General features: G+C 72.8%; 23 protein-coding genes. 10 read left to right on the top strand and 13 right to left on the bottom strand.

Annotation, left to right across the window (positions count from 1 at the left end; genetic code table 11):
* The first annotated feature begins 1 nt into the window (after position 1).
* Positions 2 to 469, top strand: a complete 468-nt coding sequence (locus ACZ6D7_RS10015) for a MarR family winged helix-turn-helix transcriptional regulator (RefSeq protein ID WP_469486435.1) — start codon at positions 2 to 4, stop codon at positions 467 to 469.
* Between the two features lie 9 nt (positions 470 to 478).
* Here the strand turns inward: ACZ6D7_RS10015 and ACZ6D7_RS10010 are convergent, their stop codons facing one another.
* Positions 479 to 1,279 carry a hypothetical protein gene (locus ACZ6D7_RS10010; protein WP_469486432.1) on the bottom strand — a complete coding sequence of 267 codons (801 nt, stop codon included), beginning with the start codon at positions 1,277 to 1,279 and terminating at the stop codon, positions 479 to 481.
* A gap of 369 nt (positions 1,280 to 1,648) precedes the next feature.
* Here ACZ6D7_RS10010 and ACZ6D7_RS10005 point away from each other — a divergent pair, with 369 nt between their 5' ends.
* The 5 genes from ACZ6D7_RS10005 to ACZ6D7_RS09985 are packed head-to-tail and all read left to right on the top strand — an operon-like array spanning position 1,649 to position 7,680.
* Complete coding sequence (locus ACZ6D7_RS10005) at positions 1,649 to 4,828, top strand: sensor histidine kinase (RefSeq protein ID WP_469486430.1); 3,180 nt, start codon at positions 1,649 to 1,651, stop codon at positions 4,826 to 4,828.
* Positions 4,825 to 5,328, top strand: a complete 504-nt coding sequence (locus ACZ6D7_RS10000; RefSeq protein WP_469486428.1) for a roadblock/LC7 domain-containing protein — start codon at positions 4,825 to 4,827, stop codon at positions 5,326 to 5,328. Before ACZ6D7_RS10005 ends, ACZ6D7_RS10000 begins: the two co-directional genes overlap by 4 nt.
* Positions 5,325 to 5,771, top strand: coding sequence for a DUF742 domain-containing protein (locus ACZ6D7_RS09995; protein WP_469486425.1), 447 nt, complete (start codon positions 5,325 to 5,327; stop codon positions 5,769 to 5,771). Before ACZ6D7_RS10000 ends, ACZ6D7_RS09995 begins: the two co-directional genes overlap by 4 nt.
* Entirely contained in the window at positions 5,752 to 6,402 is a 651-nt protein-coding gene (locus tag ACZ6D7_RS09990) for a GTP-binding protein (protein ID WP_469486422.1), read from the top strand. The genes ACZ6D7_RS09995 and ACZ6D7_RS09990 overlap by 20 nt, the downstream gene beginning before the upstream one ends.
* A gap of 24 nt (positions 6,403 to 6,426) precedes the next feature.
* Positions 6,427 to 7,680, top strand: a complete 1,254-nt coding sequence (locus ACZ6D7_RS09985) for a styrene monooxygenase/indole monooxygenase family protein (RefSeq protein WP_469486419.1) — start codon at positions 6,427 to 6,429, stop codon at positions 7,678 to 7,680.
* A 57-nt stretch (positions 7,681 to 7,737) separates the two neighbouring features.
* Here the strand turns inward: ACZ6D7_RS09985 and ACZ6D7_RS09980 are convergent, their stop codons facing one another.
* The 4 genes from ACZ6D7_RS09980 to ACZ6D7_RS09965 all read right to left on the bottom strand — a co-directional run bounded on the left by ACZ6D7_RS09980 (position 7,738) and on the right by ACZ6D7_RS09965 (position 11,045).
* Positions 7,738 to 8,958 carry a C40 family peptidase gene (locus ACZ6D7_RS09980; RefSeq protein WP_469486415.1) on the bottom strand — a complete coding sequence of 407 codons (1,221 nt, stop codon included), beginning with the start codon at positions 8,956 to 8,958 and terminating at the stop codon, positions 7,738 to 7,740.
* 115 nt (positions 8,959 to 9,073) lie between these two features.
* Entirely contained in the window at positions 9,074 to 9,379 is a 306-nt protein-coding gene (locus ACZ6D7_RS09975) for a hypothetical protein (protein ID WP_469486412.1), read from the bottom strand.
* Positions 9,380 to 9,393: 14 nt separating this feature from the next.
* Complete coding sequence (locus tag ACZ6D7_RS09970; protein ID WP_469486409.1) at positions 9,394 to 10,044, bottom strand: TetR/AcrR family transcriptional regulator; 651 nt, start codon at positions 10,042 to 10,044, stop codon at positions 9,394 to 9,396.
* A gap of 62 nt (positions 10,045 to 10,106) precedes the next feature.
* Entirely contained in the window at positions 10,107 to 11,045 is a 939-nt protein-coding gene (locus ACZ6D7_RS09965) for an AurF N-oxygenase family protein (RefSeq protein ID WP_469486406.1), read from the bottom strand.
* A gap of 125 nt (positions 11,046 to 11,170) precedes the next feature.
* Between ACZ6D7_RS09965 and ACZ6D7_RS09960 the strand changes: the two genes are divergently transcribed.
* Together ACZ6D7_RS09960 and ACZ6D7_RS09955 are read left to right on the top strand one after the other, a co-directional pair.
* The gene (locus tag ACZ6D7_RS09960) at positions 11,171 to 12,085 is read left to right on the top strand and encodes an ADP-ribosylglycohydrolase family protein (protein WP_469486404.1); all 915 of its coding nucleotides are present in this window, start codon (positions 11,171 to 11,173) and stop codon (positions 12,083 to 12,085) included.
* Positions 12,082 to 12,378 carry a hypothetical protein gene (locus ACZ6D7_RS09955; RefSeq protein WP_469486399.1) on the top strand — a complete coding sequence of 99 codons (297 nt, stop codon included), beginning with the start codon at positions 12,082 to 12,084 and terminating at the stop codon, positions 12,376 to 12,378. Before ACZ6D7_RS09960 ends, ACZ6D7_RS09955 begins: the two co-directional genes overlap by 4 nt.
* Here the strand turns inward: ACZ6D7_RS09955 and ACZ6D7_RS09950 are convergent.
* The 6 genes from ACZ6D7_RS09950 to ACZ6D7_RS09925 all read right to left on the bottom strand — a co-directional run bounded on the left by ACZ6D7_RS09950 (position 12,375) and on the right by ACZ6D7_RS09925 (position 18,901).
* On the bottom strand, positions 12,375 to 12,917 hold the full coding sequence (locus ACZ6D7_RS09950; RefSeq protein WP_469486396.1) for a DUF3291 domain-containing protein: 543 nt from the start codon (positions 12,915 to 12,917) through the stop codon (positions 12,375 to 12,377). The two genes, ACZ6D7_RS09955 and ACZ6D7_RS09950, sit on opposite strands and share 4 nt — an antisense overlap.
* Positions 12,918 to 12,962: 45 nt before the next feature.
* A complete protein-coding gene (locus tag ACZ6D7_RS09945; protein WP_469486391.1) occupies positions 12,963 to 14,420 on the bottom strand; it encodes a peptidoglycan D,D-transpeptidase FtsI family protein in 1,458 nt (485 codons plus the stop codon).
* Between the two features lie 49 nt (positions 14,421 to 14,469).
* Positions 14,470 to 15,855, bottom strand: coding sequence for an FtsW/RodA/SpoVE family cell cycle protein (locus tag ACZ6D7_RS09940; RefSeq protein ID WP_469486388.1), 1,386 nt, complete (start codon positions 15,853 to 15,855; stop codon positions 14,470 to 14,472).
* Positions 15,856 to 16,216: 361 nt separating this feature from the next.
* Positions 16,217 to 17,461 (bottom strand): ATP-binding protein, encoded by a 1,245-nt coding sequence (locus tag ACZ6D7_RS09935; RefSeq protein ID WP_469486385.1) that lies wholly within the window; start codon positions 17,459 to 17,461, stop codon positions 16,217 to 16,219.
* Complete coding sequence (locus tag ACZ6D7_RS09930; RefSeq protein ID WP_469486382.1) at positions 17,458 to 18,306, bottom strand: hypothetical protein; 849 nt, start codon at positions 18,304 to 18,306, stop codon at positions 17,458 to 17,460. The genes ACZ6D7_RS09935 and ACZ6D7_RS09930 overlap by 4 nt, the downstream gene beginning before the upstream one ends.
* An 88-nt stretch (positions 18,307 to 18,394) precedes the next feature.
* A complete protein-coding gene (locus tag ACZ6D7_RS09925; RefSeq protein WP_469486379.1) occupies positions 18,395 to 18,901 on the bottom strand; it encodes a protein-tyrosine phosphatase family protein in 507 nt (168 codons plus the stop codon).
* Between the two features lie 134 nt (positions 18,902 to 19,035).
* On the opposite strand from ACZ6D7_RS09925, the gene ACZ6D7_RS09920 reads away from it, so the two are divergent.
* Entirely contained in the window at positions 19,036 to 19,839 is an 804-nt protein-coding gene (locus tag ACZ6D7_RS09920; protein ID WP_469486376.1) for a nuclease-related domain-containing protein, read from the top strand.
* Positions 19,840 to 20,105: 266 nt separating this feature from the next.
* On the opposite strand, the gene ligD is transcribed toward ACZ6D7_RS09920, so the two are convergent.
* Positions 20,106 to 20,996, bottom strand: a complete 891-nt coding sequence (gene ligD, locus ACZ6D7_RS09915) for a non-homologous end-joining DNA ligase (RefSeq protein WP_469486373.1) — start codon at positions 20,994 to 20,996, stop codon at positions 20,106 to 20,108.
* 112 nt (positions 20,997 to 21,108) lie between these two features.
* On the opposite strand from ligD, the gene ku reads away from it, so the two are divergent.
* Positions 21,109 to 22,158 carry a non-homologous end joining protein Ku gene (gene ku / locus ACZ6D7_RS09910; RefSeq protein ID WP_469486370.1) on the top strand — a complete coding sequence of 350 codons (1,050 nt, stop codon included), beginning with the start codon at positions 21,109 to 21,111 and terminating at the stop codon, positions 22,156 to 22,158.
* A 173-nt stretch (positions 22,159 to 22,331) separates the two neighbouring features.
* Here ku and ACZ6D7_RS09905 read toward each other — a convergent pair whose 3' ends face one another.
* On the bottom strand, positions 22,332 to 23,708 hold the full coding sequence (locus ACZ6D7_RS09905) for an acyltransferase family protein (protein ID WP_469486367.1): 1,377 nt from the start codon (positions 23,706 to 23,708) through the stop codon (positions 22,332 to 22,334).
* Positions 23,709 to 23,766: the final 58 nt, after the last annotated feature.

Genomic DNA, 23,766 nt, shown 5'->3' with positions numbered 1-23,766 from the left:
CGTGCACGAACACACGCAAGGCGAGGGACGCGGGGGCGAGTCCACGGAGTTCCTGTCCCTGGAACGGGAACTGACGGTGCTGCTGCGCCGCGCCCGCGCCAACCAGGGCGAGATGGCCCGCGAGGTCCATCCGGACCTGGAGTCCGCCGCGTACGGCCTCCTCGTCCGGCTGGAGGAACTCGGCCGGCAGCGTGCCACCGAGCTGGCCGCCTACATCGGCGTCGGCAAGGCCACCATGTCCCGCCAGCTGCGCGCCCTGGAACAGCTCGGCCTGGTCGCCCGCGAACCCGACCCCGCGGACGGCCGCGCCTGGCTCGTCGACCTGACCGAGGAGGGCCGCACCCGGGTGAGCCGGGTCCGTGAGGCCCGCCGCGAGCGGTACGTCCGGCACTTCTCCGACTGGGACCGCGGGGAGGTCGCCGAGCTGGCCCGGCTGCTGCACGAGCTGAACCGGGGCATGGAGAAGTAGCCGGCCCGGTCAGGTTCCGTCCTCCAGCTCCACGTACACCGCGGTCGCGTCGTCGTGCGTCTTGCCGCCCCCCAGGAACGCCCGCTCCGCGCCGTCCGCCCGCTCCAGCGCCCGTACGCGCTCCACCAGCGTCCGTGTCCCCCGCGCGCGGACAAGGGTGAACAGGTCCGTCCAGCCGCCCTGACGGAACGTCTCCGTCCAGCGGGTCGCCCCGTCGGACAGCGCGGCCAGGGCGCCGACGTCCGCACGCGGCACGCTCCCCGTCACCGCCCGGCCGGCCACCGCCGGGTCCGCCGCGGCCGTGAAGAAGCCGCCCTCCTTGTTGCGCAGCGTGCCGTCGACCCTCTCGGCGCTCCTCAGCAGGGCGCGCGGCAGCCGGGCCAGCCGTTCGTCACGGACCGGCGTGACCGTGCCGTCGGGGGACGCCAGCAGCAGCGTCGCGTCGCAGAGCACCAGGTACTCCACGGTCTCCGGCGACCAGCGCGCCACGGCCACCGTCGCCTGCGGGGTGCGCGGGTGAGAAAGGTCACAGGTGTTGCCATGGGCCCCGGCGGTACGCGCGATGGCGAGGGAAAGGGCCTCGGCCAGCGGAACATCCGGGAGTGAAACGGTCAGTTCGGTCAGGGCCCCGCCCAGTCGTGCCGTGAACCAGGGGACCGAATGCAGACAGCCCGCGCCGCCCGGCGGCGGTGTCACCCCGTCCAGGAGGACGACCGAACCGCCCTGTCCGGAGGCGGGAAGTCCGACACTCGCGAAGTCCTCGTTGGGACAGGCCCGATCGCCCGGCTCCGACACAAGTTCCGTACGCATCCGGCCAGTCTGCACGACTGCTCCACGGCCTCCGCAAAAGGCTGGCATCGGTTGCCGAACAGGCGTACCAGCGCAGGTCAGACGCCTGTTTTGGGAGGGAATGAAGGGCTCCGGGAAGACGTGGTGGCGAATACTGTCAAAGCCCGCCGCTCACGTCCAACCGGCCTGCCGGGAAAGGCCTCCGCGCACGCCAGGGGAACTTGCCCGCCAACTCCCCTCCGATGTTCACTCCTTCGGGTGGCGGGGCAAGCGATGCGCGGCCCCTGCCCACCGGCACTGGGAGGGTCGGGGACCGAACCGGACGTACGCATCAGTTGACGGAGCGTCACATCCGGCCCATGGGCACACGAGTCAGGAATGCGAGCACCGGTGCAGAAGACGCGGCCTCGGCGCACAGGCAGGCAGACGGCCTCCGAGGGGGGCGCGGAGCGCACCCCTGTCGGCAAGGGCCGGCCCACCCATGTACGCAACCGGCTGATCATCGCCGTGGCGGTGGTCGCCGCCGCGATCGCCGGCGCCGGTGCTCCCGCACTCCTCACCGCCTCCGGGCAGCTGAAGGACTCCCAGGACCTGGTGACCCTGGCCGAGCGGACCCAGGACGCCCTCGCCCTCGCCCAGTCCCTCGCGGACGAACGCGACGAGGTCACCGTGTACGTCGCGGCCGGCCGCCCCGAATCCGAGGCGCCGTCGACCCAGGGCAGCGACCGGGTGGACCGCCAGGCGCGCGAGCTGACCGCCGACACGGACACCTCCGCCGCGCTGCGCGAGGCCCTCGACTCCATCGTGTCCGTGCGCCGGAGCGCGCTCACCGGTGAGGGCACCGCCCTGGAGGCGCACGAGGCCTACTCCAAGGTCATCACCGCGCTGCACGGGCTCGCCGAGCGGCTCGCGGAGCAGACGCCGCCGCGCGCGGGCTCCGGCGCGCACGCCCTCGTCGCCCTCGACACCGCCGTCCAGCAGGCCTCCGCGACCCGCGGACTGCTGCTCGCCGCGCTCAACGTGCCCACGACCACCCAGTCCGTCGTCGACCCCGTCACCGGCCTGGCGAGCACCGAGAAGGTCTCCTCGGAGGCCGACACCGAACAGCGCGACGCCCTCACCGCCGCCGCCCAGCAGTCCCGGGTCCGCTCCGACGCGGCCCTCGCCGACTTCCGCCAGAGCGCGCCCGAGGACGCGGTGGACTCCTACGACTCCACGGTCACCGGCGGCGACGTCGACACCGCCGAGAAGTACCTCGCCGCCCTCACCGACCAGCCCAGGCTGAGCGCCGGCGACCTGGCCACCAGTGTCAAGAAGCTGGACGCCGCGCTCTCCGCCCGCGTCGACCTGATGCGCGGCGCCGAGTCCGCCTCCTACAACCACCGCACCGAGGACCTCGCCCAGCTGCGCGACGACGACGTCACCGCGCTGGAGATCCGGGTCGCCCTGCTCGGCGCGCTGATGCTGCTCGCGGTCACCGTCGCCACCGGCATGGCCCGCAGCCTCACCCGCCCGCTCTCCGCGCTGCGCCGCGGCTCCGCCCGGCTCGCCGAGGCCGAGAACCCGGCCGCCGAGGAACCGGTCACGTTCACCGGCCGCAACGACGAGTTCGCCCAGGTCGTCCGCTCGGTCAACGCCCTGCACGCGCATGTCCTCGCCGCCCACGAGCGGGTGGGAACGCTGGAGTCCGACCGCAAGCACCTCGTCGGCCAGCGCCAGAAGATGGCCGACGCCCGCGAGGAGCTCCGCGCCGAACTCGCCGAGTCCGCCGCCCAGCTGGAGCGGCTGCGGTCCAGCATCACCGGCACCTTCGTCAACCTCGCCCTGCGTACCCTCGGTCTCGTCGAGCGCCAACTCGCCGTCATCGAGACCCTGGAGGAGCGCGAGCAGGACCCCGACCGGCTGGCCACCCTCTTCAAGCTCGACCACTTCGCCACGGTCATGCGCCGGCACAGCGAGAACCTCCTCGTCCTCGCCGGCACGGAACACGTGCAGCAGCACGCGGGTCCGATCCCGCTGGTGGACGTGGTCCGGGCGGCCGTCAGCGAGATCGAGCGCTACGAGCGGGTCCGTATCTCCTCGCTGCCGCCGCACGCGCACGTGGCCGGCTTCGCCGCGGACGACCTGAGCCATCTGCTCGCCGAACTCATGGAGAACGCCACCTCGTTCTCCCCGCCGGACCTCCCCGTCGAGGTCTCCGGCTGGCTCCTGGAGAACGGCGAGGTCATGCTCTCCGTCCAGGACGAGGGCATCGGGATCACGGGCGAGCGCCTGACCCGGCTCAACGGCCGCCTCACCGACTTCGACCCGGAGACCCCCTACGACCAGGAGGGCGAGGAGGGGCTCGGCCTCGGCCTGTACGTCGTGGCCCGCCTCGCCCACCGGCACGGGGTGCGGGTGCAGCTGCGCGAGCAGCAGCAGGGCGGGGTGACGGCGGTCGTCGTCCTGCCGACCCCGCTGCTCGCCGAGGCCCCCTCGGCCGCGGTCCCGTCCGCCACGCCGGCTTCCTCCACGACCCCGACCTTCTCCCTCCCCGGCGCCGACGCGGAGGCCAACTCCAACGTCCTCCCGGGCCGCCCGAAGCCCACCGCGGACCCCCTGGTCACGCTGGCCGAGCGGGCCGTACACGAGGCGGGGGAGGAGAAGCGCGGGGAGACGGTACCGAGGCCCCGCACGGAGACCTCGCCCATGACACCGGCGGAGCCCTTGGCGGGGCGCCGCGCGGAGGGCGCGTCCGGGGCGCCGGCGGAGCCCCGTACTGAGACTCAGGCCGGGCGTGGCGCCGAGGGTGCGTCGGGGACGCCTGCCGAGCGGTTCGCCGAGGCCGACGCCGAGGTTCCGGCCGGTCGTCCGGTTGAGCCCCGTACCGAGACTCCGGTCGAGCCCCACTCCGAGACCCCGGCCGAGACCGAGCCCGAGGCACGCGCCGAATCCTCGGCCGAGTCCGGCGCCGCCGGGCGGCCCGCAAGGTTCCCGGCCGACGACGACACCTCACTCCCGGCCGGACCCGACACGGCCGCCTCGGCCGGAGCGGACGCCGTCGCCCCGGCCGGAACCGGCACCGCCGCCCCCGTCGGGCAGTCGGTCGACCTCCCCGCCGAGACGACCATGGAACTTCTGCTGCCGGGTCCCCTCGGGGAAGCGGAGGCGGAACCGGCCGCGGACGCGGACATGGAAACGCACCCGGAACCGGAAGAGGCCGCGGAGCGGGACCGCACCCCCGAGCCCGCCGCCGGCGACAGCGTCGACGGCGACAGCAGCCCGGAGCACAGCCGGGTCCCGGACCGGTCCGAGGAACTCGTCACCGACAAGGGCCTGCCCAAGCGCACACCCAGAATCACCTCACCCGCACAAGCCCCGCGGCAGCGGACCGCCTCGGTCGACGCCGAGGCCCTCCGCCGCCGGCTGGGCGGCTTCCGCCGGGGGGCGGAGGCCGGCTACCGCGACGTAGAAGCGGAGATCGCCGAAAAGACGGGCCAGAACAAGGTTCCGTCACCTCAAACAGCTCAAGAAGCACACGCACACGCCGAAGAAGACACGGGGGGCACAGTCGAGGAGGCAAGCAGTTGACCGCGCCCAGTACCTTCGGACTGAGCAGTGAAGCCCGTAACCTGCACTGGCTGTTGACCAACCTGGTGGAAGAGGTGCCCGGCATCCAGTCCGTCGCGGTCGTCTCCTCCGACGGACTGCTCCTCCTCTCCTCGGACCCGGACCGCAACGACGCGGCACGGCAGGCCCGGAGCGAGAAACCCACCGGCCCGCGCGGTTCCTCCGCCGACCTCGCCACCATCGTCTCCGGTATCGGCAGCCTCACCATCGGCGCCGCCCGGCTCATGGAGTTCGGCGGGGTGAAGCACACCATGATCGCCATGGCGGAGGGCAGCCTCCTGGTGATGTCGATCAGCGACGGCTCCCTGCTCGGCGTCCACGGCTCCGCCGACTGCGACATGAGTGTCGTGGCCTACCACATGGCCCTCTTCGTCGGCCGCGCCGGCCACGTCCTCACCCCCGAACTCCGCAGTGAGCTGAGGAAATCCCTGGAGTCGGAGTCCGCCGGGAGCGCCCGATGAGCGACACCCCGAGCCGCCCCCAGCTCCCCGTCCGCGGCGGCGAGCGCAGGCCCGCCCGCGTCCGCCCCTACTCGCTCACCGGCGGCCGCACCCGCTTCGGCCACGTCCTCCTGGTGGAGACCTTCGTGGCCGCCCTCGAAGCCCCCGAGGAGCGCAAGGAACTGACTGGGGGCACCGCCCACGCGTTTGGCAGTGGGGGAGGTTCCCTCGCAGCCAGAGTCATGCCGGAACTGCGGGCCATCGTCGAGCTGTGCCGCCGTATGCGCACGGTGGCCGAGATCGCCGCGCTGCTGAGGATGCCGCTCGGCGTGGTCCGCGTCCTCCTCAGCGACCTCGCGGACCAGGGAAAGATCCGTGTGTACGGCACCGGTACCGCTCACGGTACGGGCCGTCCCGACCGCGCTCTGCTGGAAAGGGTGCTGAGTGGACTCCGTCGTCTCTGACGCCGCCTCCTCCTTTGGCGTCACCCCTCTCGTCGCACCCCGGACCGACGAGCCCCTTCAGCCCTGGCAGACGGACCGCACCCGCGCCCCCATCGCGACGAAGATCGTGGTGGCGGGCGGTTTCGGCGTCGGCAAGACGACCCTCGTCGGCACGGTCTCGGAGATCGAGCCCCTCCAGACGGAGGCGCTGATGACCGAGGCCAGCGAGGAGACCGACGACCTCACCGGTACGCCCGAGAAGACCACTACCACGGTGGCCATGGACTACGGCCGCCTCACACTCGACGACGACCTGGTGCTCTACCTGTTCGGTACGCCGGGCCAGCAGCGGTTCTGGTTCATGTGGGACGACCTGGTGCGCGGCGCGATCGGGGCGGTCGTCCTGGCCGACACCCGCCGGCTCAAGGACTGTTTCCCCGCGCTGGACTACTTCGAGAGCTGCGGGCTGCCGTACGTCGTCGCCGTCAACCACTTCGACGGCAGCGAGCTGTTCGAGCCGGAGGACGTGCGGGAGGCGCTGACCATCCCCGCGCACATACCTGTCATGATCATGGACGCGCGGCGCCGGATCTCGGTGATCGAGACCCTCCTGGCCCTGGTGGGCCACGCGCTGGACGAAACCCCCGAGTAGTCGCCCCTTAGGAGCCACCCCCGCATGCGGAAGATACTCGTCGTCGGAGCCGGCCAGTCCGGACTCCAGCTCGCCCTCGGCCTCCAGTCGCACGGGTACGAGGTCACCCTGATGTCGAACCGGACGGCGGACGAGATCCGCTCCGGCCGGGTCATGTCGACGCAGTGCATGTTCCACACGGCCCTCGAGCACGAGCGCGATCTCCAGCTGAACTTCTGGGAGTCCCAGGCCCCGAAGGTCCAAGGACTCGGCGTCTCGGTGGCCGCTCCCGGCTCGCACGACCCGGGCCCCACCCAGCGGGCGATCGACTGGCTGGGCCGGCTCGACGGCTTCGCGCAGTCCGTCGACCAGCGGGTGAAGATGGCCGGCTGGATGGAGACCTTCGCCCAGCGCGGCGGCCAGCTCGTCATCCACGGCGCGGCCGTCTCCGACCTCGACTACTTCTCCCGCGCCTACGACCTCGTCCTGGTCTCCGCGGGCAAGGGCGAACTGGTCTCCATGTTCGCCCGCGACCCCGAGCGCTCCCCCTACCGCGAGCCGCAGCGCGCGCTGGCCGTCTCCTACGTCCACGGCCTGGGCCCGCGCCCGGAGCACCCGGACACCGAGGCGGTCCGCTGCAACCTGGTCCCCGGCGTCGGCGAACTGTTCGTCATGCCGACGTTCACCACGTCCGGGCGCGCCGACATCCTCTTCTGGGAGGGCATACCCGGCGGCCCGCTCGACGTCTTCAACGGCGTCAAGGACCCGGCGGAGCACCTCTCCCTGACCCTGGAACTCATGGAGAAGTTCACGCCCTGGGAGTACGAGCGGGCGCGGGACGTCGAACTGACCGACGCGGGCGGCACGCTGGCCGGCCGTTACGCGCCGACCGTCCGCAACCCCATCGGCCGGCTGCCCGGCGGCGGGCTGGTCCTCGGCGTCGCGGACGTGGTCGTCGCCAACGACCCGATCACCGGTCAGGGCTCCAACTCCGCCTCCAAGTGCGCGGCGGCGTACCTCGCGTCGATCCTGGAGCGGGGCGAAAAGGAGTTCGACGAGGAGTGGATGCGTGCCACGTTCGACCGCTACTGGGACACCGCGCAGCACGTCACCAAGTGGACCAACGCGATGCTGGCCCCGCCGCCGGAGCACATCGTGAACCTGTTGGGCGCGGCGGGACAACTCCCGCCGGCGGCGGACCGTTTCGCCAACGCCTTCAACGACCCGGCGGACTTCGAGAACTTCTTCTATGAGCCGGAGAACACGGCCGCCTACCTGGGCTCGCTGACCGGAGCCTGACGAGCCGAATGGCCGCACGGTGACGGGGACCAGGACGGGCCCTGCCACGGTGACGGACTAGGACGGGCCCTGGTGGCCCTGGTGGCCCTGGAGGCTCTTGAGGTCTCCAGGGTTCGGGAGGCTCGGGGGCGCAGGGCGTCGTAGGGGCCTTCCCCTCGGATCCGGGCGTACGGCCCCCAGGACCGGGTGGGACGCGATCGGGGAGATCTTGACCTTCTCTCCGGTGCGCGGGGCCTGGACCACCTTGCCGTCGCCCAGGTACAGGGCCACGTGCGTGGCCTCGGGGAAGTAGACCACCAGGTCGCCGGGGCGCAGTTCCTTCAGGGGGATCCTCGGCAGCCGTGCCCACTGTTCCTGGCTGGTGCGCGGGATCGGGGTGCCGGCGTGGCCCCAGGCCTCGGAGGTCAGGCCCGAGCAGTCGTACGACCTCGGGCCCTCCGCACCCCACTGGTACGGCTTCCCGATCTGCCGTACCGCGTACCGCACCGCGCGGTCTCCTTCCGTGGACGGCGGGCGGGAGTCGTCCAGTTCGCCGGAGGCCATGACCTTCCGCTGGGCCTCGGCGACATCGGCGCGCTCCCGTTCGGCGATCGCGGTGAGCTGGGCGGTGGTGAGGGAGGCGAGGAGTCTCTCGACGTCGTCGAGGCGGCGGCGGACGTCGTCGCGTTCCTTCTTCCGCCGTTCCGTGAGGGTGAGCTGGGCGTCGAGGGCGGCGCGGGCCCGGCGGGCCAGTTCGCCGGCCCGGTGCTCGCTGCCCTCCAGCCGGCCCACCGTCTCGGCCCGCTCCCGTGCCAGCCGGCCGATCACGTGGCCCTCGTCGAGCGCGTGCTGCGGATCGCGGGCGAGCAGCAGCCGGACGTACGGGGAGATGTCGGTGCTGCTCTGGTACTGCTGGCGGGCCAGCCGGCCGGCCGCGCCCCGGCTCTCGTGCACGGACAGCCGGGCCTTCGCCAGGGCGGTCTCCAGCCGGTCGGTCTCGGCCCGCCGTTCCTTCAGCTTCTCCTCGGTGGCGTTGTACGCCTCGGTGGCCCGCTCGGCCTCCCGGTACAGCCGCTGAAGGTCCGTCAGCAGCGCGGCTACGGACCGCCGGTCGGGCGGTGCCGGGTCCTGGGGCGCGGTGGCCGGCGGTCCGGCCGGGTCCGGTACCGGTACGGCCACGGCGGCCCCGGGGGCCAGGACGACCTGCGCGGCCAGCGCCGCCGTCAGGGTCGTCAGGGCCGTCACCGTCGTCATCGCCGATACCGCCGTACAGGCCAGACGCAGCAGTCTTTCTGACACGTCATCACCTCCACTGCGGGGGAGGTGCCCGGGTGGCCCCTCCGTCCCGCACGGCGAGCATGGGACGCGTCGGGGCGTTCCGCGCGCCGGGCGTGCGCGGTTCGGCGCAACGGGGTCACCCGTCGGTGTCGTCCCGGCGCTCCTCCGGCGTGGGGGTTTCCGGTTTCGACCACGGCCACTTCAGTCCGCCCCCGGCCTTCCCGGTGGGGTCGTACTCGTACTTCCAGCCCCGCGGGAGTCCGAGCCGCCGGCTGTGGCCGCGCGGGACGCGCCGGTAGACCAGGATCGTGGGCGGGCCGCCGGCCGCGTCGGGGACGGGGATGCGGTAGGTCTTCGGCGGTTGCCCGGTGGGGCCGACCAGGACGGGCAGGACGCGGCCGTCCATGGGCCCGCCCTCGAAGGGGGTGTCTTCGCTCTTCACGCCACCAGTGTCGATCAGGACTCGGCGGCCAGCGCGTCCCGGACCAGCTCGGCGCTCTGCGGATCCCGGGCGGCGGTCACGGTCAGCAGCGCGACGAGCTGCTCCACCAGCCAGTCCCGCAGCTCGTCGGCGGGCGGATCCTGGTCCTCGTCGAGCCAGATCAGGGAGGCCGCCTCGACCGCCGTGATCCACATCCGGACGGTCATCCGCAGCCGGGGCCCGGGATCGGCGACCCCGAGGTGGGCGTAGATGTGCTCGGCGGCGGCCCGTCGTACGCCGTCCACGATGGCGGTCGTCCGGGAGGTCTCCACCACGCTGCCGCCCTGGAGCAGGGCGCTGAAACCGGCGTCGTGGCGGCCGACGAAGGCGAGATAGCGGTCGAGGGCGCGGCCGAGCCGGGGGAGGAGCGGGCCGACCTGCGGCTCGTCGAAGCAGTGCCGCAGCTCCTCGGCGGCGGAGCGCAGCGCCGCCTCGTACAGCTGCTGCTTGCCGCCGGGGAAGTACCGGTAGACCAGCGGCCGGGAGACCCCGGCGGCCTCCGCCACGTCGTCCAGCGAGACGTCCTCGGGGACGCGGTGCGCGAAGAGGGAGAGCGCGGCGTCGAGCAGCTGGCTGCGGCGCTCCTCCACGCTGAGCCGACGGTAGGCGGGGGCGGCGGGGGTCATGACGTGCAGCGTAATCCCCCCGCCCGCCACGCGCGCCCGAGCTCGTGACCCCGGGGGCGTTGTCAGGCCAGCAGCCCCGACGACTTCCACAGCCGCCGTCCCACGCCCCGCAGGACGCCGATGTCGTCCAGGAAGTCCGTGAGCCGCTTGGCGCCCGTCTGCATGACCTCGCGGCGGTGTCCGCTGGCCTTCACCTGGGCGAGGGCCTCGCGCCTGTCCAGGCCGACGTTCGTGTAGACCTCGGGGTTCACGAAGGCGACCGAGAAGATGCGGGCGAACTCGCCGGCGGTGACCCGGGTGAACTCCTGGGACCACTTCGGGGCGGTCACCATCTGGCGGCGCAGCTCCTCACGGGCGTAGCGCACGTGCCGGGCCTCCTCGACGACGTGGATCCGGGTGACGCCCCGGATCAGGGTCTGGACCCGCTCGTCCGGGAAGGTCAGCCGCTGCATCCAGTCGAGGACCTCCTCGCCGAGCAGGGTCGCGGTGAAGGAGCCGGGGGTGGTGGAGATCGTCTTGAACAGGCGGCCGAGCTGCTGGTGGGCGCGGCTCACCGGGTACCAGGGCGTGTCCCCGTGGGCGATCAGCCGGGCGAACATCTTCGAGTGCCGGCACTCGTCCTCGATCTCGGTCAGCGCGTACCGCACGTGCGCGCTCGTCGCCGCCTTGTCGTAGATGTGCCGGACCAGCAGCTGCATCAGGATGATCTCGAACCAGATGCCCAGCGAGGCCAGCGCGGCCGCCTCGTGCCGGGACAGCAGCATCCGCTGCTCCTCGCTCATCCGCTTCCACAGCGGGGTGTCGTAGAGCGAGAGCAGTTCCGGCGGCCAGAACCACTTGCCCTCCTCGAAGGGCGCGTCCCAGTCCAGTTCCTTGTCGGGGTCGAAGGAGTGCCTGGCGGAGGAGGCGAGCAGTCGCTCGGCCACCTGCTCCCGGTCCTTGAGCAGGCCGAGCGCGTCCCGCAGCCCTTCCAGCGCGCCGTCTTCGGTGAGGGTCGTCATGGCTCTTATGAGACTGCCTGTCAGCAAGGTCGTCAATCCCCGTGCGGCTACTTGTCGTCCACGCGCCCGTTCCCGTACAGGCGTGCGAGACTGGCCGGGCCGGGGTGGACGTCGGGGGGAGACGAGTGAGCACCGCATCCGCAACCGTCGCGGACCGCGCCGCCGCACGCCGCAGCCTGGAGGGCCTGTCTCTCGGGGACGCCTTCGGCGAGCGCTGGTTCCCGCTCTTCCGGCCGCCACGGCAGGCGTACGCGGAGGTCCGCGCCCGCCGTATGCCGCCGGAGCCGCACTGGCACTGGACCGACGACACCGCGATGGCCCTCGGCGTCCTCCGGGTCCTCGATCAGTACGGCGAGATCCGGCGTACCGAACTGGCCCTCGCCTTCGCGCTCGGCCACGACGCCGACGCCGCCCGGGGCTACGGCAGCGGCATGCACGACCTGCTGCCCCGGCTGCTCCCCGAGCCCGCCCGCTGGCCGGAGTTCAGCCGCGAGCTGTTCGGCGGCGAGGGCAGCCTCGGCAACGGGGCGGCCATGCGCGTCGCACCCCTGGGCGCCTGGTTCCACGCCGACCTCGACCGGGTGATCGAGCAGGCCGTCCGCTCCGCCGAGGTCACCCACGCCCATCCGGAGGGCATCGCCGGCGCGGTCGCCGTGGCCGTCGCGGCGGCGCTCTCCGCCCGGCGGGAGCTGACCCTGGACGCGGTGGCGGGGCTCACCCCGGACAGCGCGGTCCGCGAGGGCCTCGCCCGCGCCGCCGCACTGCCCCTGGCCACCGAGCCCTGGAAGGCCTCGGACCTTCTCGGCAACGGTCAGCGCATCCGCGCCGACGACACGGTCCCCTTCGCCCTCTGGTCCGCCGCCCGCCACCCCGACGACCTCGTCGCCGCCCTGTGGACCACGGCCGAGGGCTTCGGGGACGTCGACACCACCTGCGCGATCACCGGCGGCGTCGTGGCGGCCCGCACCGGCGTCGAGGACGTCCCGGCCCGCTGGCTGGAGCGGCGGGAGCCGCTGCCCGGCACCGGACGGCGCGCGTGACGGCGGCCTCGGACCCGGTCGTCGGCTTCCGGGTGACCAACCGCGGCGAGGAACTCCTGGAGCTGATCCTCGAACCGTACGGCAGCGACCACTGGATGCGGCCCGGTGAGACCTTCGTGATCTGGGCGCTCACCCCCGAGGACAACGGTCTGTTCGAGGTGACCCACGAGCCGGGCACGATCACGGTGTACGCCCCGTCGCACGCGTTCGTCGGGGACGAGGACGGCGACGAGATCGACTGCGGCCACAACCGCCCGCCACCGCCCGACCCGTTCCGGCTGAGGCTGCCCTAGACCGAGCAGCCAAGCTCCTCGGGTACGGCGAAGGAGACCGGCTCCGCGCCCTGCGGCGGGAAGGACGTCCGCAGGGTGAAGGCGTACGGCGTCGGACCGTGCGCCCGCAGGTGGAGGAGGCGCGCCTCGGCCTCCGCGACCGTCGGCCGGTGGCCCGCCGGGACCCACCACAGGGCCGTCATCGCCTCCTGGACCCGCTCGAACCACTCCCGCCGACGGGACATCATCTCCCGGTGGCGCCCCTGGTACATGTACGCGGTCAGGGCGTCGGTGTCCCGCCACACCGTCATGTTGACGATCAGCCAGTCGTCCCCGAAGACCTTGATGTCGGTGGCGTCGCCGCCCTCCGACTGGAGCCGCCAGACATAGCCGTCTGCGGCCTCCGCGTCCGCGTTCACCGGGTCGAGGGCGTCGACGAAGTCCTTCAACTCGGGTGAGTCCAGCGGGAACTTGAGGCGGGAGATGTTGACCTGCGCGAGTTCGAGGGCGGCGGATTCGGGAGCGGTCTCCGGGGCTTTTCCGTGCGCTGCGTCAGTCATGCGTGCACCGTAGGACGCTCCTGTCCGCGCCCGGAACCCCCCGTCTCACGAGCTGAGCACCGCCGCCATCACCGCCCGCGCGATCGGCGCCGCCATCCCGCCCCCGGTGATGTCCCCGCGGTCCGCCGACCCGTCCTCCACCACCACCGCGACCGCCACCCCCGGCTCGAACTCCCGCTCGCCCTGCGCCCACGACACGAACCAGGCGTACGGCGTTCCCACGTTGCCGAGGCCGTGCTGGGCGGTGCCGGTCTTGCCGCCGACGATCGCGCCGGGGATCGCCGCGTTCGTGCCGGTGCCCTCGCGCACCACGCCCTCCATCAGCTCCCGCATCCGCCGCGCCGTGGACGGGTACATCGCCTGACGCGACGCCCGGGACCCGGCCGTCGCGACCGTCGCCCCGCTCCGCCGGGTGGTCCGCTCCACCAGGTACGGCTCGCGCAGCATCCCCCCGTTGGCCACCGCCGCCGACACCATCGCCATCTGCAACGGCGTCGCCCGCGTGTTGTACTGCCCGATCGACGACAGCGCCAGCTGCGCCCGGTCCAGCGAGGTGTCGAAGGTGCTCGTCGCGACCGAGAACGGGATCCGCAGGTCCGTCGCGTTGAAACCGAACGCCTGCGTCGTACGCGTCATCCTGGCCAGCCCCACGTCCACGCCGAGCTTCGCGAACACCGTGTTGCACGACCACTCGAACGCCACCCGCAGCGGGGCGTCCCGGCAGCCGTCGCCCTCGTTCGTCAGACGCGTCCTGGTACCGGGCAGGGTGTACGGGGCGGGGGAGCGGGTCGGCTCGTCCAGATCCGTGATCACCCCCGCGTCCAGCGCCGCCGCCGCGGTGACCACCTTGAAGGTCGACCCCGGCGGATACGTCTGCCGGACCGCCCGGTTGAGCATCGGCTGGTCCGGATCGCCGTTCAGCCGCGCCCAGGCCCGCTCGGCCCCGGCGTCGTTCCCGGACAGCACGGACGGGTCGTACGACGGACTCGACACCAGCGCCAGGATCCGCCCCGTCGCCGGCTCCACCGCCGCCACCGCGCCCTTGCGGCCGCGCAGCCCGTCGTACGCGGCGCGCTGGGCCCGGCGGTCGAGGGTCGTGACGACGTTCCCGCCGGCCGGGCGGCCCCGCGTCACGTCGTTCCACAGCGGGAACGGCGCCAGCAGCGGATCGGCGCCGGAGAGCACACCGTCCTCGGCGTGCTCCAGGAACGTCGTCCCGTACTCCTGCGAGGCGAAGCCGGTCACCGGCGCGTACAACGGCCCGTCGCGGTACGTCCGTTCGTAGCGCAGCTGCTCGCCGGTGTCCCGGGAGCCGGTCACCGGGGCGCCGCCGACCAGGATGTCGCCGCGGGGCTGGCCGTAGCGGGCGATGGAGTCGCGCCGGTTCGCCGGGTTGCCGTCGTAGACGCCGGACTGGACGACCTGGACGCGCAGGGCGTTGACCAGGAGGGCCAGCAGGAGCAGCGCGCAGAACGCGGCGGCGTGCCGGATGTGCCGGGTCAACGGGCGCCCTCGGCCGTCGTGGGGCTCCCGCCCCCGCGCACCCCGTTCCTCATGGCGCCGCCTTTCCGTCGTACTGCCGCCGCGCCGAATTGCTCACCCTGATCAGCAGCGCCACGATCGCCCAGTTGGTGACGACCGACGAGCCGCCCTGTGCGAGGAACGGCATCGCCATACCGGTCAGCGGGATCAGACCGGTCACCCCGCCCGCGATCACGAACACCTGGAGCGCCACGATCGAGGCGAGCCCGATCGCCAGCAGCCGGCCGAACGGGTCGCGCAGGGCGAGGCCCGCCCGGAAGCCGCGCTCCACCAGCAGGCCGTACAGCAGGAAGAGCGCCGACAGCCCGGCCAGGCCCAGTTCCTCGCCCGCCGTCGCCAGGATGAAGTCGGACTTCACGGCGAAGCCGATGAGATGGGAGTGGCCGAGGCCCAGGCCGGTGCCGAGCATGCCGCCGGCCGCGAAGGAGAAGAGCGACTGGGCGAGCTGGTTGGGGCCGAGGCCCGCCTCGATGGAGGCGAACGGGTGCAGCCAGTCCTCGATCCGGCCGTGGACGTGCGGCTCCAGACGGCCCACGGCGACCGCGCCCAGCGCCGCGAGCAGCAGACCGACCGCGATCCAGCCGGTGCGGCCGGTGGCGACGTACAGCATGATCACGAAGAGTCCGAAGAAGAGCAGGGAGGTGCCCAGGTCCCGTTCCAGGACCAGCACGCCCACGCTCAGCAGCCAGATCGCCATGATCGGGCCGAGCACCCGGCCCGTCGGCAGCTGCATGAACCAGATCTTCCGGCCCGCGTACGCCAGCGCCGTGCGGTTCGCCGCCAGGTACGCCGCGAAGAACACCGCGAGCAGCACCTTCGCGAACTCGCCCGGCTGGATGGAGAATCCGGCGATCCGGATCCAGATCCGGGCACCGTTCACGGCGGGGAAGAAGATCGGCAGGGTGAGCAGGGCCAGCGCGGCCACCACGCACACGTACGCGTACCGCTGGAGCACCCGGTGGTCGCGCAGGGCCGCCACGACCAGGATGAAGAGCGTGATGCCGAGGGTGGACCACACCAGCTGGGTGGGCGCCCCCCGGTCGCCGGGCGTCTCCAGGTCCAGCCGGTAGATCAGCACCAGGCCGATCCCGTTGAGCAGCACACCGATGGGCAGCAGGAGCGGGTCGGCGCAGGGGGCGCGCAACCGTACGGCGGTATGCGCCAGCAGCGCGAGCACGCCGAGCCCGGCGCCGTAGCCGGCGGCGCCGGGCGGGACGGTGCCGTTCCTGGCCAGACCGACCGCGCAGTAGCCGTACACCGACAGCAGGACGGCTACGACGATGAGGGACAGCTCGATGCCCCGGCGCCGGGGGAGGCGGACCGCGGCGGCGGGCGCGTCGGCCGCCGCCACAGTGATCCGCGCACCGGTCCCGGCGCCGACTCCGGCTCGCGTCATGTCCGGAACTTACCCAAATGGGGCTCCTTGTGAGCCTTGGATGTGATGTCGGGTCAGATGGGTCGGACGGGTCGGACGGGTCGGATGGTTCAGACGGTTCAGACCGGTCGGACGGTTTGAGGAGGGTCAGCACCAGCGCGGTGCCTCGCCGATGGTGTCGATGACTATGGCGAGCCGGGTGAGGGCGGAGCGGCGCAGGGGCATGGCGATACCTCCACACGGGGAGTGAAACTGACCAATCGCCACATTAGGAGCACGGCCCGGGCCACGCCCGTCACGCTGGGCCATAGGGGCGCGCGGGCGAGGTCCACCCGCCCCCCGGTCCACCCACCCGCCCGCCGGGGCTCTCGCCCGCCGGTCGCTACGCCGAAGGCAGCGTCAGTGTCGCCACGGCCCCGCCGTCGTCCGCCGCGTTGGTGAAGGTCAGCCGGGCGCCCAGGACCTCCGCCTGGCCGACCGCGATGGTCAGCCCGAGCCCGTGCCCCTTCGCCCCGCCCTCGGTGCGGAACCGCTGGGGGCCGTGCTCCACGAGGTACTCCGGGAACCCGTCCCCGTGGTCCCGTACGGTGACCAGGGCCCCGTCCACGGTCAGCTCCACCGGCGCCCGCCCGTGCCGGTGCGCGTTGGAGACCAGGTTGCCCAGCACCCGTTCGAGCCGTCGCCGGTCGGTCTCCACGCGCGCGTCCCGGACGACCCGGATCTCCGTGTCCGTCCCCGACGCCCGCACCACCCGCCCGGCCAGCGCCCCCAGCTCCTCCGCGTCCAGCTCCAGCCGCTCCCGTCCGGTGTCCAGCCGGGAGATCTCCAGCAGGTCCTCGGTCAGGGTGCGCAGCGCCGCCACCCGGTCGCGCACCAGCTCAGTCGGCCGGCTCGCCGGCAGCAGCTCGGCCGCCGCGTGCAGTCCGGTCAGCGGGGTGCGCAGCTCGTGCGCCACGTCCGCGGTGAAGCGCTGCTCGCTCAGCAGCTTGCTCTGGAGCGTGGCCGCCATCGTGTCGAGGGCGACGGCGACCGCGGCCACCTCGTCCTGCGGCCGGCCCGGGTCCTTCGTGCGGGGGTCGCCCACCCGCGCGTCCAGATCGCCCGCGCTGATCCGCCGGGCGACCTGGGCGGTGGTGTGCAGCCGCCGGGTCACCCGGGTCACCGCGAACGCGCCGACCAGCAGCGTCGCCCCGATCGCCAGCCCCGACGACCACAGGATCGCCCGGTCCAGCCCCTCGATGGTGCGGGCGCTCTGCGCGTAGTCCACCTGGACGGCGAGGGTCCGGCCGCCGTCCACCGGGCCGGCCGCCCACATCGTGGGCCGCCCCCGGTGGTCGGCGACCATCGTGCCGCGCTCTCCGGAGAGCGCCAGCGTCCGCAGGGACGCGGGCAGTCCCGGCGGGTCGACGCCCGCGCCCGGGCCGAGGGTGTCCCCGGCCTCGAACGCCGTCGTCGCGTCCTCCAGCCGGGAGAGCGCGAGGTCGCGGGCCTGGCCGACGGTCTGGTGGGTCACCGAGACATGCACCAGGACGCCGAGCAGGGCGGCCAGCGCACAGCACATGACCGTGATGAACACGGCGGCCTTCACGGCGAGCGTGCCGGACCACCGGGGTCGCGCGAGCCTCATCGGCCACTCGCGGAGCGGGAGGGAGAGGGAGAGGAGGACGAGGAGGACGAGGAGGAAAACGAAGCGGAGGACGAGGCGGAGAACGGGGAGGGCGCCGAAGAGGAGGACGGGGACGGGGAACCGGCGGATCCCGTCGGACGGGGCGAGCGCTTGGGATCACCGGTCCGCAGCATCTCGTCATGGGTGAGCAGCATCGCCCGCTGCTGCGGGTCCCACGTCCACTGGAGCCGGTACTCGTACCCCGCGACCTCCGACGGGGCCCGGATGATCACGGACCGCCCGGCCAGCTCGACGCCGCTCACCGCGTCCTCGTAGGCCATGATCTGGACGAGCCGGTCGCCCCGCGCGGTGTAGACGCGGACGGCGGTCAGATTGCCGGGCAGCTGCTGGAAGCCCAGGGTCATGTCGTCCCGGCCGTCGCCGGTGAGGTCGCGGTAGTACGCCCGCAGCACCGGGCACCGGCGTCCGGCCTCGCCGCCGCGCCCGCAGTCGGCCATCCGCCGGGCCGTCTCGTCGTACGCCCCGTCGGCGTAGTCGCCCGGTGACGCGGCGATCTCCTTGCGCACCACCTCCACCGGGTCCACCGCGCGGATGTCGCCGCCGGGCAGGGTGACGCCCTTCACCACCTCGGTCTCGACCTCGCCCAGCTCGAAGGCCGGGCTGGAGGCGGGGGTCAGATCCGGCCAGAGCTTGTCCGGGCTGACCGCGGTCGGTGTGGCGCCCGCGCCCTGGAGCCCACCGGCGTCACCGCAGGCCGTGGCGGCCGAGGCCAGCAGGGCGACGGCCACTGCGGCGAGGGCGGTACGGGAGGGGCGACGGGGCGGCACGGGACTCCTGTGGTGCATGGTGTTGCGGGGCCCCGTACACCTTATTCGTAGGAAAGTCCTTTTTGTGCACCGGGCGGGTGTGTGCGGATGAAACGATTGTTCATGGTCACTCGGCCAGTTCCTCCAGCAGCCTGGCCGTCGGCAGCCCCGCCCGCAGGTACTCGACGAACAGCTCGTTGTGCAGGGCCCACGGTGAGCGCCGCGACCGTATCAGCCGGATCGCCTCGTCGGCCGAGTGCCCCCGGCGGGTCAGGGTGTGCGCCACCACCAGGCCCGAGCGGTTGTACCCGCTGTAACAGCGGACGAGGACCGTACGGCCCGCGTCCAGCGCGTCGCCCGCGGCCTGGGCCAGCCGGATCACCCCCGCGAGCTGGGTGCCGTCCAGCGGACCGTCCGGAATCGGCCACACATGGTGCTCCACGCCGGCGTCCGGCCCGTGTCCGGACCGGCGCAGCAGCGTCTGGACGAGATCGAACTCGTCGCGCACCACGGCGGACTCCAGCTGGCCCGAACGCCCCCGGAACTCATGGCCGCCCATCCACAGGCCGGGCACGATCTCGTCCCACGGACCGTCCGGTGCCGGTACATCGGGTTGCTTCCTGCGGGTCCGCAACGGCGCCTCCCCAACGCGCTCCCCGAGGGGCTGCGACATCCTTCTGGAGGGACTGCCCAACTCCCTCCAAAGGTAACCGCCTTCTTGCCCGTGGAGCATCCCGCCTGTTCCCATGGTCAGTGGGGTGATGGTGCATGAGCGGACTGCGCGTCGTACCGACCTGGCGGCATGGCCAGGAGCGGCTCTACGTCTGTCTCACGGACGGCAGGAACATCGCCTGGTACGACCGTGAGACGGCCCGGATCAACCTGCTCAGCGACGATCGCAGAGAGGACGTGCTGGAGGCCCTCGGCCCCTTCCTGACCGGCCCGGTCACGATCGGCCCGCCGCCGGTGCCGACCCCGGCGGAGCTGGCCCGGCTCGCCCTCCCCCCGGACGACGACCTGGCCCCCAACCGGCCCGGCGAGGCCCTGTTGGTCGCCCTGGACCGCGACCCGGGCCCCGCCCACCGGCTCCGGACCGACCCCCGCCGACGCGCGCTCGCGGCCGAGCAGACCGTCGGTGAGGCCCTGGACGGCCTCGACGGCGCCGGCTGGCACACCCTCCACTCGATCCCGCTCCCCGGCGGCGACCGCGTCCATCACCTGGCCATCGGCCCCGGCGGCCTCTTCGCGGTCCACTCGCTGTACGCCCGCAAGCAGCGGGTACGCGTCGCCGACCCGCTGGTCGCACTGGGCCGCCACGACCCGGATCCCCTGCTCCGCCGCGTCCGCGCAGAGGCCGACCGCGCCTCCTACGCCCTGACCGCCGAGGTCCGCCCCGTCCTGGCCCTCGTGGGCCCCACGGACATCTCCTTCACCACCCCACCCCGAGAGGTCCGCGTCCTCACGGACACCGACCTCCCCGACCTCTCCCGCCTGGGCGGTGTCCTGAAACCGGCGGACGTGGAGGCACTGCACGCGATGGCGCGGGACCGGAGGACGTGGGGGAGGGTGTGAAGGGCGGTCCTCGGTCCGACCAGTCACTCAGCCCGTCCGATGTTTGAGGGTGGGTCGGGGGCCGACCGCGTCTTCCAGCCCGTCCGGCGTTTGAGGGCGAGGCCCGTTCAGGGCCGAAGCGGGGGCCTGGGGGCGGCAGCCCCCAGCGGGGTCGAGGGGGCGGAGCCCCTGGGGATGGGACGGGTAGGGGCGGCGGGGGCGAGACAAGGCCCCGGGCCCCGCAGACCACGGCGGCGGCGGGTATGTGACACGGCACCGTCCCGCCCTCACGGCAGCGGCGCCGCCCGATCCACATCGAGCAGCGGCCCCAACAGGTCACCGTGATCGTGGACACGGGACGCCACATCCTCCGCCCGCAACACCAACCGCCCGGGCCCCCGAAACTCGGTGACCTCCTCCACCTCCTCCCAGGTCAACGGCGCCGACACGGTCGGCTCGGCCCGCGCCCGCAACGTGTACGGCGTAGCCGTGGTCTTCCGCGCCGCGTTCTGGCTCCAGTCGACGAAGACCTTCCCGGGTCGCAGACTCCGCGTCATCCGGTGCACCACCAGCCGCGGCATCGCCCGCTCCGCCTCCACGGCCAACTCCTTCGCGTACTCCGTGGCCCGCTCGGACGACGCCCCCCGCACCGCCGCCAGCAGATGCAGCCCCTTCGCCCCCGACGTCTTCGCGTACGCCTCGATCCCGTCCGCCGCCAGCCGCTCCCGCAGCCACAGCGCGACCTCGCAGCACTCGGCGACGGCCGCCGGCGCACCGGGATCGAGGTCAAAAACAAGCCGGTCCGCCTGTCCGGGCTCCTGGATCACCCACTGGGGCGTATGGAACTCGGTGACGAGATTCGCCGCCCAGATCAGCGTGGCCAGATCCTGTACGAGCACCATCCGGGCCGGCCCCTCCGACCGCGGCACCTCGGCGGTGGTGACCCACTCGGGCGTTCCCGGCGGCACGTTCTTGGCGAAGAACACCTGTCCGTCCGGCCCGTCCGGATAGCGCAGGAAGGACAGTGGCCGGTCCCGCAGATGGGGGAGCAGGGCTTCGGCCACGGTCGCGTAGTAGTGCAGCACCTCACCCTTGGTGAAGCCGGTCGCCGGATACAGCACCTTCTCCAGATTGCTGAGCGCGAGCCTCCGCCCCTCCACCTCTGTGATCGGCGTCATACGATGAGAATCACACGAAACCGGCACATAAGCCCCGACGTGTCCCGGCCGACCGCTCGCTGCTCTACCGCTCTACCGCTCTACCGCTCTACCGCTCAGGAGGATGCTGCACGTGCGATCCATATGGAACGGCGCCATCTCCTTCGGCCTCGTCAGCATCCCGATCAAGCTGGTGAACGCCACCGAGAGCCACACGATCTCCTTCCGCCAGATCCACACCGAGGACGGCGGCCGCATCCGCTACCGCAAGGTCTGCGAGCTGGAGGACCGCGAGGTCAGCTCCGCGGAGATCGGCAAGGGGTGGGAGGACGCCGACGGCTCGATCGTCCCGATCACCGACGAGGACCTGTCCCACCTGCCGATCCCCACCGCGAAGACGATCGAGATCGTCGCCTTCGTGCCGGGCGAGCGGATCGACCCGCTCCAGATGGACGCCGCGTACTACCTCCAGGCCGGCGGCGCCCCCGCCGCGAAGCCGTACACCCTGCTCCGGGAGGCACTGAAGCGCAGCAACAAGGTCGCCATCGCGAAGTACGCCCTGCGCGGCCGGGAGCGGCTCGGCATGCTCCGCGTGGTCGGCGACGCGATCGCCATGCACGGCCTGCTCTGGCCCGACGAGGTCCGCGCGCCCGAGGGCGTCGCCCCGGACACCTCGGTCACCGTCCGCGACAAGGAACTCGACCTCGCGGACGCTCTGATGGACACCCTCGGCGAGGTCGATCTCGACGACCTGCACGACGAGTACCGGGAGGCGGTCGAGGAACTCGTCGCCGCGAAGGCCGCCGGCGAGACACCGCCCGAGGCCCCGGCCCCACCGTCCGGCGGCAAGGTCCTGGACCTGATGGCGGCGCTGGAGAAGAGCGTGCGGGCGGCGAAGGAGTCGCGGGGCGAGGAGCCGTCGGCGGCGGAGGAGGAGGGCGAGGTCAGAAGCCTCCCTCAACGCAAGTCGGCCCGCAGCGCCCCCAAGCAGACGGGCACGAAGAAGTCGACGTCCACCGCGAAGAAGTCGGCCTCCTCCGGCACCGCCGCGAGAAAGACGACGGCGAAGAAGACGGCGGCGAAGAGCACATCGACGGCAGCGAAGAGCACATCGACGTCCAAGAAGACCACCGCGAAGAAGACACCGGCGAAGAAGACGCCGTCACGCAAACGAACGGCCTGACCCCGGCCGGGTCACGTCACGTCATGTCACGACGTCGCGGGGGTCCCGCCCCCCAGACGCGGGGAACGCCGACGCACGCCACCGAGCGGCCTCACACCCCCACCGCCGACCTCGCACAGCCCGCCCACCATCCCCTCAAACGGCCCCTCCCCGCATCGCCTCCCCGCGTTGCTTCACCCAGCCCCCTCCAACGCCCCCTCGACCCCGTCCCGCACCTTCGCCCCACCACCTACCTTCCTCTCCCCGTGTTCCCCGCGTTCCCTCCCTCCCCAGGGAATCGCCACAAGCGCGACCCCCACCCCCAGCCCCACTGCCGCCGGCACCGGAAACCGCCCCTCGTACGCGAACCCGTGCCCCGCGAAGTACGTCAACGCCCAGGCGCTGATCGCGACCCCCGCCCACACCCGCCCGGCGCCGGCACCCCGCACCCCCGCGGCGGGCCGGACCCGCGCCTCCGTCAGGGCCAGCCGCCGCTCCAGCGGTCGCAGCGCCCGTACGACGGCGGCCAGTACGACCCCCAGCACCACCAGCCAAGGCACCCGCAGCACCCACCAGCCCACCGAGCCGTAGGCGGGCTGCGGCGCGAGCCCGGTCAGATAGAACGCGGCGGCGATCACCAGTACGGGCAGCATGTGCCACAGGTACAGCGTCATGCTGGCGGCGCCCAGCCCCCGCACGGCCCGCCCCACCCGCGCCCGCCCGAGCACCCGCCGTACGGCGGGCGCGACCAGCAGCGCCAGCCCGGCCTGGGCGACGGCCCACGCCAGCATGGCCGCCGACGGCGGATTGGTGTTGCTGGGGTCCTGCCCGGTCACCAGGATCAGGCTGACGGGAAACGGCCCGAGCCCGACGAGCAGGGCGAAGCCCGCCCCGCCCACGGCCGCCATCCCGGCCGGCACGGTACGGCCCCGGCCCAGCAGCCCGTCCCGCCAGCAGAAACCCAGCTGGTAGACGACCCCCCACACCAGCAGGTAGTTGAGCGCCCCGACAGCCTCCGCGAACCCCGACTCCGCGTCCACCGCCACCACCAGGGCACCGATACCGAGCCCGGCCACCCCCATCCCGAACGGCACGGAGAGCCCGCCCCGCCGGTGCAGCGCGTACAGCACCGGAGTCAGCGTGCTCAGCAGCAGGTACACCGGCAGGAACCAGAACTGCATGGCCATCGCCCACCCCACGAGCGCGAGCGTGCCGGGATCCACGCCGACGGCCGCGCAGATCCCGACGGCGAGCAGCACCAGCCCGCTGTACACGGCCGTGGGCAGCAGCAGCCGTATCGCCCGCTGCCCCACCCACCCGGCGGCCGTCCCGCCGGCGGCCCGCGCCCGCTCCCAGGACCCGCCCGCCGCGTACCCACCCGCGAGGAAGAACAGCGGCATGATCTGGAAACCGAGCGTCAGCCACTGCGTCCAGGGCAGGGTCGCCAGCAGCTCCGGCGCGCGGATCTCTCCGTCCGGCAGCCGGACCAGCCCGGTGATCAGCCAGTGCCCCAGGACGACGAGCAGAATCGCCCACGCCCGCAGAAAGTCCACGTACCGGTCCCGGTTCATGTCCGCATGCTTCCGTCCTCTCAACTCCCTCACGCCCGAAAGCCCTTGTCGCAACCAA

Source organism: Streptomyces sp. NPDC041784 (genome assembly GCF_055591025.1).
The sequence above is the reverse complement of the archived record's forward strand: the minus strand, read 5'-3'. Positions and strand labels throughout refer to the sequence as shown.